9 protein-coding genes and 1 pseudogene are annotated in these 15,202 nt (G+C 40.5%); 6 read left to right on the forward strand and 4 right to left on the reverse strand.

Translation table 11 applies throughout. The annotated features are described in order from the left end of the window. Positions 1 to 167: 167 nt before the first annotated feature. Both FQ087_RS02425 and FQ087_RS02430 read left to right on the forward strand, forming a co-directional pair. The gene (locus FQ087_RS02425; protein WP_149580722.1) at positions 168 to 1,151 is read left to right on the forward strand and encodes a zinc-binding dehydrogenase; all 984 of its coding nucleotides are present in this window, start codon (positions 168 to 170) and stop codon (positions 1,149 to 1,151) included. A gap of 105 nt (positions 1,152 to 1,256) precedes the next feature. After that, positions 1,257 to 2,936 carry a formate--tetrahydrofolate ligase gene (locus tag FQ087_RS02430; protein ID WP_188006616.1) on the forward strand — a complete coding sequence of 560 codons (1,680 nt, stop codon included), beginning with the start codon at positions 1,257 to 1,259 and terminating at the stop codon, positions 2,934 to 2,936. A 69-nt stretch (positions 2,937 to 3,005) separates the two neighbouring features. On the opposite strand, the gene FQ087_RS02435 is transcribed toward FQ087_RS02430, so the two are convergent. Further along, on the reverse strand, positions 3,006 to 4,709 hold the full coding sequence (locus FQ087_RS02435; RefSeq protein WP_370456026.1) for a M3 family oligoendopeptidase: 1,704 nt from the start codon (positions 4,707 to 4,709) through the stop codon (positions 3,006 to 3,008). 218 nt (positions 4,710 to 4,927) lie between these two features. Between FQ087_RS02435 and FQ087_RS02440 the strand changes: the two are divergent. From FQ087_RS02440 to FQ087_RS02450, 3 genes and pseudogenes are all read left to right on the forward strand, one after another. Beyond that, positions 4,928 to 7,563 (forward strand): annotated as a pseudogene (locus tag FQ087_RS02440) (cation-translocating P-type ATPase). A 104-nt stretch (positions 7,564 to 7,667) separates the two neighbouring features. Continuing rightward, positions 7,668 to 7,949 (forward strand): DUF6509 family protein, encoded by a 282-nt coding sequence (locus tag FQ087_RS02445; RefSeq protein WP_149578966.1) that lies wholly within the window; start codon positions 7,668 to 7,670, stop codon positions 7,947 to 7,949. Between the two features lie 283 nt (positions 7,950 to 8,232). Beyond that, positions 8,233 to 9,216, forward strand: a complete 984-nt coding sequence (locus FQ087_RS02450) for an NAD(P)/FAD-dependent oxidoreductase (RefSeq protein WP_149578967.1) — start codon at positions 8,233 to 8,235, stop codon at positions 9,214 to 9,216. Positions 9,217 to 10,008: 792 nt separating this feature from the next. Here FQ087_RS02450 and FQ087_RS02455 read toward each other — a convergent pair. From FQ087_RS02455 to FQ087_RS02465, 3 genes are all read right to left on the reverse strand, one after another. Continuing rightward, positions 10,009 to 11,115 (reverse strand): DUF1648 domain-containing protein, encoded by a 1,107-nt coding sequence (locus tag FQ087_RS02455; RefSeq protein WP_149578968.1) that lies wholly within the window; start codon positions 11,113 to 11,115, stop codon positions 10,009 to 10,011. Positions 11,116 to 11,118: 3 nt separating this feature from the next. Continuing rightward, positions 11,119 to 11,502: a GntR family transcriptional regulator gene (locus FQ087_RS02460; protein ID WP_149578969.1), complete on the reverse strand. Its 384-nt coding sequence runs from the start codon at positions 11,500 to 11,502 to the stop codon at positions 11,119 to 11,121. A gap of 120 nt (positions 11,503 to 11,622) precedes the next feature. Further along, positions 11,623 to 13,128 (reverse strand): polysaccharide deacetylase family protein, encoded by a 1,506-nt coding sequence (locus FQ087_RS02465; protein ID WP_149578970.1) that lies wholly within the window; start codon positions 13,126 to 13,128, stop codon positions 11,623 to 11,625. Between the two features lie 1,023 nt (positions 13,129 to 14,151). Here FQ087_RS02465 and trhO point away from each other — a divergent pair. Beyond that, a complete protein-coding gene (trhO, locus tag FQ087_RS02470) occupies positions 14,152 to 15,126 on the forward strand; it encodes an oxygen-dependent tRNA uridine(34) hydroxylase TrhO (RefSeq protein ID WP_149578971.1) in 975 nt (324 codons plus the stop codon). The last annotated feature ends 76 nt before the right edge of the window (positions 15,127 to 15,202 follow it).

Consider the following 15,202-nt stretch of genomic DNA (forward strand, 5'->3'; position numbering starts at 1 on the left):
GTATCTTGCTTTCTTTTATTTATAGATTAGTATAAGCTTTCGATTCGGAACTACGTCTAGCTACGGCGCCCTTCGCTTTTCTTATGTTCACTATTCGGAAGAGTATGGAAAATTATATATATTAAGGTATGATGGAGGTAGTATATATCTAAGAAAGGATGATTAAGCTGAAAGCATTTATCCATGAATTCGGGCAGTTGAAAATAGGTGACATGAAAGAACCGATTGCAGGATATGGTGAAGTTGTCGTAGCGATTCGGGCGGCTGGTCTGAATCGTCGTGACTTATATATACCCGAACGTAGAGGGGATGAAGCTGAGGCATTGACGCTTGGGTCCGATGGTGCAGGGGTTATCGATTCTATAGGTGGTGGGGTTACAGAATTTGCAGTTGGGGATGAAGTAATGATTAATCCTTCGCTAAGGTGGTTTGAAAATAGTGATGCGCCACCAGCGAATTTTGATATTTTAGGGTTGCCCGATAACGGTACGTTTGCGGAGAAGATTGTCATTTCTGCTGAGCAAATTGAAAAGAAGCCTACTCACTTGTCGTGGGTTGAGGCGTCTGTTCTTTCCTTGGCGGGTCTCACGGGTTATCGCGCGCTATTTACTAAGGGGGGTCTGAAGGCGGGCGATACTGTTTTCATCCCAGGTGCGGGTAGTGGAGTGGCTACATACCTCATTTCATTCGCCAAAAATATCGGGGCACGTGTAATTGTGACGTCACGTAGTGAAAAGAAGCGCAAACAGGCACTTGAACTTGGCGCAGACATTGCACTTGATACGAATGGAGATTGGAACAATGAACTAAAAGGAGAGACAATCGACCTGGTCATTGAAAGTGTTGGTCGGGCGACATTTAACCGTTCGCTGAGGGTACTGAAAAAAGGAGGACGCATCGTTGTATTTGGTGCAACGACTGAAGATACGGTCGACTTGGATTTACGCGCATTTTTCTATGGTCAGTACCAACTTTTCGGTTCTACGCTAGGAAGCAGGGAAGAGTTGCGAGACATGATTGCGCATGTCGAAAGATACGGGACACACCCAATTATCGATAAAGTGTTCAATCTGAACGAAGCGACAGAAGCATTTGATTATGTTGAAGAAAGTAAGCAGTTTGGAAAAGTGGTACTGCTAGTATCGGAGTGATGTAACACTTGATTTGCTTAATAATGTCATATTAAAGTCGTAAAGTGCTGTGTGACTTTAGACATGGGTACGGTATACTTGAGACAAAGAAAGGTGGGGGCAGAAATGACCGAAAAAGTATTGCCACTGACAGACTTGGAAATTGCATCACAGGCAACGATGAAATCGATTTGGGCTATTGCCGAAAGAGCGGGTATTCCGGAAGAAGCGGTTGAACCATACGGAAGATTCAAAGCAAAGATAGATGTAACAAAGTTATCTGATAGTTACAAGGACGGGAAAGTTGTTCTTGTCACGGCAATCAGTCCAACGCCAGCGGGAGAAGGGAAGTCGACGGTCACCGTAGGGCTTGCTGACGCGCTCTCAAAGCTTGGTGAAAAAACGATGATTGCATTACGCGAACCATCCCTAGGACCTGTTATGGGGATGAAGGGTGGGGCTACAGGCGGTGGATATGCCCAAGTATTGCCAATGGAAGAAATTAATTTGCATTTTAATGGTGATATTCACGCAATCACGACTGCAAATAATGCGCTTAGTGCACTAATAGATAATCATCTTCACCAAGGTAACGTACTTCGGATTGACCCGCGGAGAATTACTTGGAAGCGCGCCTTGGATATGAATGATCGTGCGTTGCGCAACATAACAATTGGTCTAGGCGGTCCTGCACAAGGAGTTCCGAGGGAAGATGGTTTCGATATTACAGTCGCATCTGAAATTATGGCGGTGTTCTGTTTGGCGACGAGTCTGCAAGATTTGAAAGAAAGACTTGCGCGCATGGTTATTGGTTATACGTATGACAAAGAGGCAGTAACGGTACGTGACCTTGGTGTCCAAGGTGCGCTGGCACTTCTCCTGAAAGAGGCGTTCAAACCAAATCTTGTTCAGACAATTGAAGGAACGCCGGCACTTATTCACGGTGGACCATTTGCAAATATTGCTCATGGCTGTAACTCATTGATTGCAACGAATACGGCACGTAAACTTGCTGATATTGTTGTGACTGAAGCTGGATTCGGCGCAGATTTAGGTGCTGAGAAATTCATGAATATAAAAGCACGTCAAGGTGAATTCTCACCCGGAGCAGTTGTTATTGTGGCAACAGTACGAGCGCTTAAAATGCATGGTGGAGTTCCTAAAAATCAGCTAGCAGAGGAAAATATTCAGGCAGTGACGGATGGAATTGTAAACTTAGCAAAGCATGTTGATACCATACGCACATTTGGTGTCCAGCCTGTTGTTGCATTGAACAAGTTCATCACGGACACTGCTGCTGAATTGGAAGCCATTTTTGAGTGGTGTGAGGAAAACGAAATAAGGGTGGCACTTACTGATGTCTGGGAACGAGGTGGAGAAGGCGGCATTGCTTTAGCACAGGAAGTTCTAAAGCTATTGGATAAGCCTAACAACTTTGCTCCGCTTTATGATATTGAACAACCCGTAAGCGATAAAATTACAGCCATCGTTCAAAAAGTATATGGTGGATTGGGTGTCGTATTTACAGATCAAGCGTTAAAAGATCTGAAAGACATCGAGAATAATGGCTGGGGGATTTTACCGGTTTGCATGGCCAAAACGCAGTATTCATTTTCAGATGATCCGAAGATACTTGGGCGTCCTGAAGGGTTTACAATTACTGTTAGGAAGATAATGCCGAAACTAGGTGCGGGATTCCTTGTCTGTTTGACGGGGGATATTATGACCATGCCTGGGTTACCAAAAACGCCTGCAGCACTTCGGATGGATATCGATTCAAAAGGCAATGCAATAGGTTTAATGTGATTAGTTGAGCTGGGGATATGTAAAAAAACGAGGCTATCCTAAAATATCAGGACAGCCTCGTTTTTCGTTTTAAAGTGCTTTATCATCTATTGAATCGAGCCATGACTCGATTGTTCCAATGACAGACTCGACACAACCATCTTCGAAAGGTGAGATTAAGTTCGCTTCGGCGACTAGTTTTGTAAATGATTTTGAACCACCCAGTGAGCAAAGATGTAAATAATCTTTCCATGCCGCTTCACGGTCTTCAAATGACCGTTTCCAAAATTGGAACGCGCAGATTTGTGCAAGAGTGTAATCGATATAATAGAATGGGCCTTCATAAATGTGACCCTGGCGCTGCCAAACGGCACCGGATTCCAAGTATTCAATTCCATCGTAATCACGCATAGGTAGGTATATTTTCTCGATCTTTTTCCATGCTTCTTTTCGCTCTGAAGCAGTCATTTCGGGATTTTCATAAATGACATGTTGGAATTCATCGACTGCGACGCCGTATGGCAAAAAGAGCAATGCACCACTAAGGTGTGCGAATTTGTATTTATCCGTTTGTTCTTTAAAGAATAATTCCATCCAAGGCCATGTTAAGAATTCCATACTCATGGAGTGGATTTCTGCACCCTCAGACGTTGGCCATAAATATTCAGGAATTCCAATGTCGCGGCTAGAAAAAATTTGGAATGCGTGCCCAGCTTCATGTGTTAACACATCGATATCACCAGACGTTCCGTTGAAATTAGAGAAGATGAAAGGTGATTCGTAATTATCGATGAATGTGCAATAGCCGCCCGCTTCTTTTCCAGTTTTCGCTTCGACGTCCATTAAGTTCTTGTCCGTCATAAATTTGAAAAATGCATCCGTTTCAGGTGAAAGTTCAGAGTACATCTTTTTACCGTTTTCAATGATCCAATCAGGAGACCCTTGTGGCGTTGCATTGCCTGTAAGGAAGTCTAAGGATTGATCATAAAACTTCAACTCGTCAACGCCTATCCGTTCAGCTTGGCGCGTGTAAAGGCGGCTTGCGAGTGGAACGATATGATCGCGCACTTGATCACGGAATTTCTTAACCATATTCGCATCATAATCGATACGGTTCATCCGTACGTAGCCAAGTTCGACAAAGTTTTTATAACCGAGTGTAATCGCAATTTCATGTCGAAGTTTAACGAGTTTATCATAGATTTCATCGAACTTTTCACCATTGTCAGCGTAGAATTTGTAAGTAGCTTCCATAGCTGACTTACGAACGGAACGGTCCGTTGATTCTGCATAGGGTCCCATTTGAGCAAGTGTCAGTGTTTTTCCATCAAATTCGATTTGTGAAGATGCGACGAGTTTCGAATAATCGGAAGTTAGTTTGTTTTCTTTTTGCAACATACCGATGATTTCTGGAGAAAACGATTTAATGGCGTTATCAGCTAAAGCAAATAGTTGAGTACCCCATTTCTCTTCGAGTTGTGCTCTAAAAGGGGTGGAGACCAGTTCTTTATAGTAAGCGGTTTCAAGCTCTTGGTACTCCGGTCCGATTTCATCGAAGTAATCGCGTTCTTTCTGATAGAACTCATCGTTCGTATCGATGGAAGAACGGATATAGGCAAGATTGGACATTGTTGAGTAGTCTTTGCTAATTGTATTTATTTTTGCAATGACTCCATTTTGTTGGTCATAAGAACTCGCTGAACGGAATTCCTGTAGTAGTGCATTAAAATTTTGTTTTACGTCTTCCATATTGGGCTTAGTGTATTGATAGTCTTCAAATTTTATCAAAATCATTCCCCCTGCTATTTTACTAGTGAAATACTTCACAGTTTCTATTGTCCGTGAAGTTCCGGAATATTGCAAAATAAATTTTCGTGTTTCATGCAATTCATCATGAAAAGCTTTTAAAAGAGATTTCATACATTAACGGCTAGAAATAGAACAAAATAAGAAAGCGGTCTATTACTCGTATAGATTGGAAAGTTTAGAAGTATGTGAGAGGGGTCTGGAGAATGCTGAATGGAACTGAGCAATTGCTGGATACGGATGTGAAAATAGGATTAAGTGAAGAGGAAGCGAACAAAAGGCTAATGAATATGGGGTTAATAAACTTACAGGAAGTAAAAGTCGCTCTTTGATACAACGGATTTTTGCGCAAATCAATAATGTGTTAATTTATGTACTAATCGCTGCTGCTGTTATTTCTGGAATACTAGGGGAAGTGGCAGATTCAATTATTATAGGATTGGTCGTTATCATAAATGCTATTGTTGGAGTCGTCCAGGAATCGAAAGCTGAGGAAGCACTTCTAGCGTTGAAAAATATGGCAGTGCCTAAAGCGCTGGTAAGAAGGAATGGCGTTCAGAAGGAGATACCGTCGGAAGAAGTCGTCCCGGGTGATGTAGTTCTTCTTGATGCAGGAAGATACGTTCCATGTGATATAAGACTGATCGAATCGGTAAATTTGAAAATTGAAGAGGCGGCACTGACGGGCGAATCCGTTCCGGTCGATAAGGACGCACATTTTACTGGAGAGCTCTCAATGCCAATTGGAGATCGAAAAGATATGGCTTTTATGTCGACATTGACTACATATGGACGCGCAACAGGAATTGCCATTGCAACAGGCATGAAAACGGAAATAGGGAAAGTAGCAGCTATGCTAGACAAGGAAGTGGATGACGAGACGCCTCTCCAGAAAAGTCTTGCTCAATTAGGTAGATATCTTGGTATTGCGGCTGTTGCCATCTGTGTCATCATATTTGCTATTGGTGTACTTCAAGGGCGTGACTATTTGGAAATGTTTATGTTAGCGGTCAGTCTTGCTGTTGCAGCAATACCCGAGGGGATGCCTGCAATCGTTTCAATCGTCCTTGCTATCGGCGTTCAACGGATGATCAAGCAGAACGTCATCATCCGCAAACTCCCTGCTGTGGAAGCGTTAGGCTCTGTGGATGTTATCTGTTCTGATAAAACAGGGACGTTGACTCAAAATAGAATGACGGTAACAACGTTTTTTGCAGAAGGTACTTTAAACGAATTAAGTAAAGCCAATCTGGGAAATCCAGTACAAAAACTGTTATTTGAGAATATCGCATTGTGTAATGATGCGACGTATTCTAATACTGGAGAAACAGGAGATCCAACAGAAATTGCCCTTGTCGTAGCGGCGACAGAATCGGGATTGGAAAAAGAACAGTTGGATAAAAACTATCCTAGAATCACGGAGTTACCATTCGATTCAAACCGGAAACGAATGACTACGGTACATCGATCTGCAGATGCAATTTATTCACATACAAAAGGTGCAATTGACGGCATCCTGCAGAAGTGTACACATATTGAAGTTGCTGAAGGGTCAAGAATACTTGATGACAGCGACCGTCAATCCATCTTGGAAGCTGCAATGACAATGTCTTCTCTAGCGTTACGTGTATTAGGCTCAGCCTATAAGATTGTAGAAGAAGCCAAAGCCATGGAACTAGATCAATCTGAGGAAGGATTGACATTCCTGGGCCTTGTCGGAATGATTGACCCACCGCGTGAAGAAGTAAAAGACGCGATTAAAGTTACGAAAGAAGCTGGGATTCGAACAGTCATGATTACTGGGGATCATCAGGACACGGCATTTGCAATAGCGAAAGAACTAGGAATTGCGACTCAGAAATCCGAGGTAATTGAAGGGAAAGCAATTGAATCGATGACGGTGGATCAATTGATAGAAAAAACCGGAGATATTAATGTCTATGCCCGTGTTTCACCGGAGCATAAGGTAAAGATTGTGCAAGCACTTAAAGCGAAAGATCATACAGTATCGATGACAGGGGATGGAGTTAACGACGCCCCATCATTAAAAGCGGCAGATATTGGCGTGGCAATGGGGATTACAGGGACAGATGTTGCAAAAGGTGCAGCAGATATGATTTTGACAGATGATAATTTTTCATCAATCGTGAAAGCAGTCGAAGAGGGACGCACGATTTACCGCAATATTAAAAAGTCCGTCATATTTCTATTGTCGTGTAATCTTGGTGAAATCATCGCGCTTTTTGCTGCTGTTTTACTAGGCTGGCCATTAGTATTACGCCCGATTCATATTCTGTGGATAAATCTTGTGACAGATACATTTCCAGCGCTATCACTCGGCGTGGATCCTGAAGAACCCGGAGTAATGAAAGAAAAACCGCGACACCGGAATGAGAGTATATTCAAAGGGTCTATTCCATTTTTGATTTTTAACGGATTATTGATTGGTATGATTACGCTCGTCGCTTTTATGGTAGGCGTATACCTATCAGGTGAGTATTCAGGCGGTTTCCTAGCCATGTTTTCATCTGTAATTCCAGAGAGTGCACTAGTTCATGGACAGACAATGGCTTTCATCGCACTGAGTTTTTCTCAGCTTATTCACTCACTTAACTTCAGATCGATGGACCAGTCTATATTTACCGCAGGAATTTTCAAGAATAAATTCTTAATCTATTCGATTTTGTTTGGAGTTGTTTTGCAGGTGATCATCGTAACAGTTGGTCCAATCTCAAAAGTCTTCAGTGTACAGTCGCTAGGGCTTATAGAATGGGTAGTTATTGTCGTTATGAGCCTGTTGCCTCTTATACTGAATGAGTTAGTTAAATTCATCAAAAAGTAAGGTATAGGCCAAAATTAACCCTTTTGTTGTTGAATGATGTATTATGGAGTGTAGTGGCTTTGTAGCCAGGAATCCAAAATTGTAAGTGAGAGGTTGATACTACTATGGAAATAACTGAGTATATTATCAAAAAAATTAACGATCCTACGGGGATCATTGCTGGAGAACGTTATGAATACCGATTGTATATTGATCTTGACGAAGAAGATGAGCTTTATTCTGAAGGTGGAACGGGCTTACGAGTGATTTTTGCAATTGACGAGGATGAAGGGCGTATTGCTTCTTATCACTTCTTTGAGCGTTCAAGTGAGAAAGTTCTTGAATTCGAACTTGAAGATGATGAAAAAGAAATTGTTCTTGAGTATTGCAGAACACATCGTGAATAGAAATTAAGTAGAAGCCTGTACACATTTGATATGTGTGCAGGCTATTTTTACTGTCTAGGAAATAATGAAGTATCGTACTGTGGTTAAAAGTTACTAGATAGATACTTTACGGCTAGCATACCGGAATTATAAAGAAATAATTTGTAAAAGAAATTATTTTACCAGAAAAGATGCTATGCTTAAATCAGATTATGTGTGTTTTAGTGTGTTTTGTTAGATAATGTGGAGAGTGGGTAAAGAAGTAATCTTTTACCCGAGACTAATCTAATTGGAGTGTTTGCATATGAATAATGAAATCGTTGATATTACAATTATCGGGGGAGGGCCGACAGGACTTTTCGCTTCTTTCTATTCTGGAATGAGGGAGATGTCGGTGAAAATAATCGATAGCTTACCACAGTTAGGAGGTCAGCTGATTGAACTGTATCCCGATAAAGATATATATGATGTAGGCGGATTCCCTAAAATTCTTGCGAAAGACTTCGTGGCGAATCTAGTAACTCAGGCTCATTATGCTAAACCTGAAATACTTCTAGGTGAGACGGCTTTGTCAGCAACGCGTGATGGAGATCACTTCATTCTTAAAACAGACAAAGGTACTCATTTGACACGTACCATTCTTTTGACAGCTGGTATCGGGGCATTCCAACCACGTAAGATTGGACTTCCTGAAGAAGCCTCTTTTGAAGGAAACACACTTCATTACAGCATTAAGGACTTAACGATTTTCAAAGACAAAAATGTACTTGTTTGCGGAGGCGGGGACTCGGCAGTTGACTGGTCACTCATGTTGGAGGATATCGCTTCCAGTGTAACACTGGTTCACCGACGTGAACGCTTTACAGCGCATGAGACAAGTGTTAATCAATTAATGGAATCGAAAGTTGACGTAAAAACTTCTCGTGCTGTGAAAGCGATTGAAGGGGTAGATGGCAAAGTTAGTGGAATTGTCTTAGCAGAAAAAGACGGAACTGAAGAACGTCTTGACGTCGATCATTTAATCGTTAACTACGGAAATATTTCTTCACTTGGACCTTTGAAAGAGTGGGGTCTTGAAATGGATCGCAATTCGATTATGGTTAACACTCGTATGGAGACAAATATCGAAGGCATTTACGCGGCTGGAGACATTACGAACTACGAAGGCAAAGTGAAATTAATTGCTGTCGGACTTGGTGAAGCACCGATTGCAGTGAATCACGCAAAAGCCTACGTCGATCCAAAAGCTAGATTGCAACCACTTCATAGTACAAGTATTTTTAGTTAATTATCACGTCTGTTGATTAACCATGTATTTGCATTAAATACTGGTGAGAAGGGCTTGATAACCTTCATTTTCACAGGACTATTTCCGGACTGCTTTCGGCTAACTATTCATGACAGATTTAAGTAGGAATTGCAATTCATTCCTCCTTAGAAATACTGTTGCGAATAGTTGCCTGTCGCGTTCATGCAATATTCAAGTGGAAAATGCTGTTGCTTTGAAAGAAAAGAATAGATGATTTTCTAAAGAAATTGTAAGTGCCCGAAGATACAATTTCGGGCACGCTAGTACTTTATACAATGTGCTCCTTGCATACTTTAAGCAAAGATTATACATGTACTCATGTCATACCTTATAGAAAATAACACTTCTTTACTAGTAAAGAAGAGAGAACCCTAAATAAAGTTTCAGCCGCCAAAATTGCATCTTTGGCGGCTTTTATCCATGGAGATGCCCCTCTATTCTTTCATCCCAAAGAACCTTAGCACTTCATGTACTTATGCATTTGGAGAGCGACGGATGAAGAACCACAATACGATTACCGAAAAAATATATAGGGATACGACAAAGTCGCATCCCTATATATCCAGAAATCTTAGTAATGGTATAGAAGTTATTCAATCCAAAGGCAATCGTACAAGGAGCGCCCAGTGTTTACTTAATAAATTTTATGGGTAATTATAGTTATCAATAGATGTGATAAGCAACAAAAAACCACCATGACTATGGTGGCTTTTATGTTGCTTGATAATAATATCCTATGCGCTTTTGATTCTTAGATGTGTCACTTTAAAATTATAATAGGAAAGTAATAGTTAAGATGAGCAACAGCGGGAGGAATAGGATGACATATCCAATTGGATTTCCCATGTTGATGGTCCAGCCGACTCCGAATCTTTTCTCTACAAAAATTGACGAATCATCTTTATTCACATAAAAGATCCCGGCTTTCCAGTACTTATCGTCGTCAAAATCAGTGATGCCAGCAAGAATATCCTCTTCAACTGCGGCATCAATTCGTGAGCCACTCTGACCGACTTTGAAAGCATATATAGCTGTCGTGATTAGGGTGATTAGTAAGAAACCTAGCGGCAACGCGAGCATAAGTGCAGCATTTCCAAGATCTTCATGGATTGTTGTAAGTTGTAGGAATCCGAGGAGTACGGTCGTGAGCACGCTTGTCATAAATAGAAGCCAACTCGTATATTTACGGAACGATAATTGTTGAACTTGAGATGTTTTACGTTTTGCGGCATTCAATTTGATGCCGGATTTTTTTGTAAATGCATTGATCCCTAGCATCATTCCTTGTATAACCAACAGAATGAGCAAAAGGGCGATTACAGAGAAGGGTGTTTTCGGGCTAAAGGCATCTGGTTGGCCACTTGGTCCCCAATGTATTGGAATCATGCTAGGTATACTACTGTATTGAGTTGCGGTATAGGCAATTAGACCAGTAGTAATAATCATTGGCAAAGCATAGAGAAATGAGGGCAGCATTTCGTCTTTTGTCCGAATTGCTAAATCAGCAATTCGAACTTGTTTCAAATGTGAGCCCCATTCATTGTCTCTCTTCAGACGTGTTGTTTTAGCGTGAAAATAAAAATAGAGTCCCATACTCAAAAAGATGATACCGAACTGAATCGCTAATCCAGTTAAGATGATTTTTTCTTCTGTCAGACTACTAGTGTTCGCCCAGGTAAAATAAGCAATCAGTAAGATGAGGCCGGTAATGAAAATAGTTACAGCATATGTTTTCTTGAATGAAGCAATTGTAGCATCTTCTGTATGGCTTTCTGGAATCGTTACACCGAACGCAATTGTCCGTCTCAATAAGAATGGGGTAGCAGATTGCAATACAAAGATAAAACCAATCATGACTGAAAAAATTGTAAGTCCCATTGTTTACTCCTCCTTAATAGATAAAATGATTGATGATATAAGTTTATTAATAGCCTCGGGTTTCATCCCAAGTACGATTGCTTCTGCGATTAAAGGCTTTATTTCTAAAGAAATCCTTTCAAGATGATCCGAACGAATCTCATTTTGTGAAAGTGGATTAACGATAGCCCCTGACTTTGGAACAATCCGAATGATTTCTTTTCTTTCAAGTTCATGGTAAGCCTTATTGACGGTATGCATATTCATGCCAAGGTCTGCTGCTAATGATCGAACGGATGGTAGCGCATCTCCGCCTACCAGTTTTCCGCGAGCAATCGCTTCGATTAGTTGCGAAGCTAATTGTGCGTAAATTGGTATATCCGATTCCGGTTCGATTTGGATGAACATTTGATTACCTCCCATCTGTTATAACTATATTATAACAGATGTACATTATGACATATAGTGATATTGCGGAATTAAAATAAAAAAAATCCCCTAAACATGAAGTAGAGGGGAAGTGATTGCTTATTGTAACTCTGAAACTGTGACAAACGTATAACCTTCACTTTGTAAATAAGCTAGAACTGAATCAAGACCTTCTGCTGTTGATTGGTGAATATCGTGCATAAGAATAATACTTCCGTCTTTTGCTGAGCCTTTTACATGTGTAAGAAGCTGGTTAGGATCCCTGTGTTTCCAGTCAAGTGTATCGATGTCCCATAGAACGACAGGTAAGTTTGTCTGACTGCGAACAGTCTTGTTAACTGCACCATAAGGAGGTCTGAACACAGTTGCTTCCTCACCAGTGACATTTTTAATAATGGAAGATGTCTTGTTTATTTCAGCTTGAACCTTTTCTACTCCTGCCTTAGTCAGATCGGGGTGATTCCATGTGTGATTCCCGAGCTCGTGTCCTGCTTCCTGGACTTTTTTTGCGATTTCCGGATAGTATTCAACCCGACTACCAAGCATGAAAAATGTTGCTTTTGCATCGTATTTCTTCAAAGTCTCAAGAATTTGCATAGTTACTTTAGGGTCGGGTCCATCATCAAATGTAAGGGCGATTTGTTTAGTACTATTATCGACTTCTTCCTTCCCGTCTTCAGTAGAGGTACTATTGTTTTCGTCTTGATCGGTAGAGGACTCTGTTTCTTTAGGAGGGGTAGCTGCATTTTCCTCCTTTGATGGATCTATGATATTCGCATTTTTATCAGTATCATCAACTAGTAATTGGAATTCATCGGAAAGTAAATTTTTTACATCACTTAATGGGATTGCAACAATCGGAGGACCCATTGTTCCTGCTGTCAGTTCATTTTCTTCGAAGTAGATAATAAGTGATTCGTCCGTGATTGCGAAATTACGGAAATTTCCCCAAAGAGGTTCAGTTTTAATATCTACTACTTTTGGAAAAAGGTAATCTACTAGTAGAGGATCATTGTACAAAGTTTCACGCACTAAAGTAGAAACAATCTTAAGATGTTTAGGATCACGTCCGAATACATCTGCAATTGTAAAGTTTTCTCCTGTTTCAGGATTTAAATGGAATGATCGAATTTCAGTAGTACCGTTTGCGTCTCCAGTTGTCCTGCTGTTAATAAGTACAAAAGAATAGTTTCCTGAATGATGAGGGAGCGTTTCAAAAGAGATATTCAATTCCCCTTTTATTTTACTGTCACTTTTCCTGTTTTCTGTCATCGTAGTCAAGTAATCTTGTTTTGCATTCTTTATGTAAGTAGAAATCGCTTCATTGAATGGACTATGTAAACTTTGTGGATATTGAATAGCGAATGGTGTATATAAATCATTAGAGGTTTCAGTTATAAGTTTAATACCCGGATAATGGGAATCGCTCGTATCAATCACAACCGGAGCTGGGTTTGCACCTTGTTTCTTTTCATGGAGCGAAGCAGCCTCATTTTTGGTGGTTTGTGAAATTAAATAGATGGCCGACACAGTCAGTGCGACGATAGCGATTGAAAATGTAACGTCAATCCAAGAGGAACGACGCTTTCGGTGCGTTATTTTCATGTGAAAAACTCCTTTGCTGTTTATAGAAAGTTAGACGGGTGAATCGCATTAATAGTTTCAAAAAATATGTATTAATGTCGAAATCTATCATTATATATTCTTTTCTAGTATACATGAAAAAAATGAAAGTACCAAAGATTTACATATTCTTTGGTGGAACTATTTCCCCATGTTTAGTAAAAGGGAAATTCGTGACTATAAATGTTGATATTTTGGAAATGATGTATAACTTAGCATTTACGCAGGGGAATATTTGAATACAACACAGGTGATATATAGCGGGAGTCGAAGTCCTAAGACCGGTGTTTGAAACTACTTGGCTTATGGTGAAAGGCATCTCTTAAGCTCCCACGCTTTATTCATTGGAGTCATGCATTCAACTTATCTATTTGAAATGTAGTGACTTTTTTGATAGCCATTTGAGATTTTGTCTATAGATTAATACGTCTGTTGATAAACTAAACGTAACAAGTACATAACTTGATCACCCCTGGCTGCTATATATATAGTTCCGCCTTTGGATCGCTTTTGATTGAATGACTTCTATTACGATTACCGAGATGTCTGGATATGTAGGGGTGCGACTTTGTCGCATCCCTACATATTTTTTTCGGTAATCATATGGTTGTCCTTCATCCGTCGCGCTCAAAATGCATAAGTGTACAGCGTGCTGGAGATTTTTTGGACGAAAGAGTAGTTGGCTTCTTACCTGGAGAAAAGCCGCCAAAGATACAATTTTGGCGGCTTATACTTTCTCTAGAATTATATCCTATTTATTTTAAAGAAATGTCGCTTTCTATAAGGCAACACATGATTAGATGTATATTCTTTGCTAAAGGTAAGCAAGGAACACCACGTCGCACCTGACCAAGGCTCTTGCGCTTTTCTTGATTTGTGCTATAATATCAGCGTCCCGGATCTTGCATATACGGGTTTGCTTTTGTATATTTACAATTATTTGTGAATAATTCGAGCCGATTGTTGCTATAACATGCAATTATAAAAACAAGGTGGTTGGAGTAAATGGAAAAAAACGAATACCAAGTTCTTCTTTATTACAAATATGTAACGATTGAAGATCCTGAAACGTTGGCTGTTGAGCATTTGGCAGCATGTAATGAAATTGGTTTAAAAGGTCGTATTATCGTAGGTGCTGAAGGAATCAACGGTACATGTTCGGGCACCGTTGAACAGACGGAAGCTTACATGAACATGATGAGAAGCGATGATCGTTTCAAAGATATCGTTTTCAAAATCGACGAAGTAGATGGACATGCATTCAAGAAAATGCATGTACGTGCACGTGGAGAAATCGTTAACTTGAGCTTGCCTGAGGACATTAACCCAAATGAATTGACGGGCAATTACTTAAGTCCTGAAGAGTTCTTCAAGCAGATGCAAGATGAAGATACAATAGTTATTGATGCGCGTAATGACTATGAGTTCGATCTCGGACATTTCCGTGGTGCTATTCGACCGGAAATTGAAAACTTCCGTGACCTGCCTGGGTGGATTCGCGACAATAAAGAACAGTTCGAAGGGAAGAAAATCCTGACGTATTGCACAGGTGGAATACGCTGTGAAAAGTTCTCAGGTTGGCTAGTACGTGAAGGTTTCGAAGATGTTGGTCAATTGCACGGGGGAATCGTCACGTACGGAAAAGATCCTGTTGCCAAAGGTCAGCTTTGGGACGGACAATGTTACGTATTTGACGAGCGAATTGCAGTTCCAATCAATCAAGTGGAGCATATCATCGTGGGCCGTGATCATTTCGATGGCACGCCGTCAGAGCGCTATGTGAACTGTGCGAATCCAATATGTAACGCAAAAATCATTTGTTCTGAAGAAAATGAACATTTGTATATGCGTAGCTGTTCGGACGAATGCCGTACACATCCACGAAACCGTTACTTCGTTGAGCATAACTTAACTGTAGAGCAATACGATGAGCGTCTTGAAGCAATTGAGCGTCGTAAAAAAGAAACACACGTGATTTAATTGGAAAATGTCTGAGCAGATTAATATCTGCTCGGACATTTTTTTGTGTGGAAAGGAATTTTTAGTATGGTTTTGC

Origin of the sequence: Sporosarcina sp. ANT_H38, from assembly GCF_008369195.1 — a bacterium.
Classification (GTDB): Bacteria; Bacillota; Bacilli; order Bacillales_A; family Planococcaceae; genus Sporosarcina.

Coding starts and splice junctions, on each gene's coding strand:
- FQ087_RS02460 (WP_149578969.1), bottom strand. CDS start 11,502: ATGTTCATCCAAATCGAACCGGAATCGGATATACCAATTTACGCACAA.
- FQ087_RS02465 (WP_149578970.1), bottom strand. CDS start 13,128: ATGAAAATAACGCACCGAAAGCGTCGTTCCTCTTGGATTGACGTTACA.
- FQ087_RS02445 (WP_149578966.1), top strand. CDS start 7,668: ATGGAAATAACTGAGTATATTATCAAAAAAATTAACGATCCTACGGGG.
- FQ087_RS02455 (WP_149578968.1), bottom strand. CDS start 11,115: ATGGGACTTACAATTTTTTCAGTCATGATTGGTTTTATCTTTGTATTG.
- trhO (WP_149578971.1), top strand. CDS start 14,152: ATGGAAAAAAACGAATACCAAGTTCTTCTTTATTACAAATATGTAACG.
- FQ087_RS02435 (WP_370456026.1), bottom strand. CDS start 4,709: ATGATTTTGATAAAATTTGAAGACTATCAATACACTAAGCCCAATATG.
- FQ087_RS02450 (WP_149578967.1), top strand. CDS start 8,233: ATGAATAATGAAATCGTTGATATTACAATTATCGGGGGAGGGCCGACA.
- FQ087_RS02430 (WP_188006616.1), top strand. CDS start 1,257: ATGACCGAAAAAGTATTGCCACTGACAGACTTGGAAATTGCATCACAG.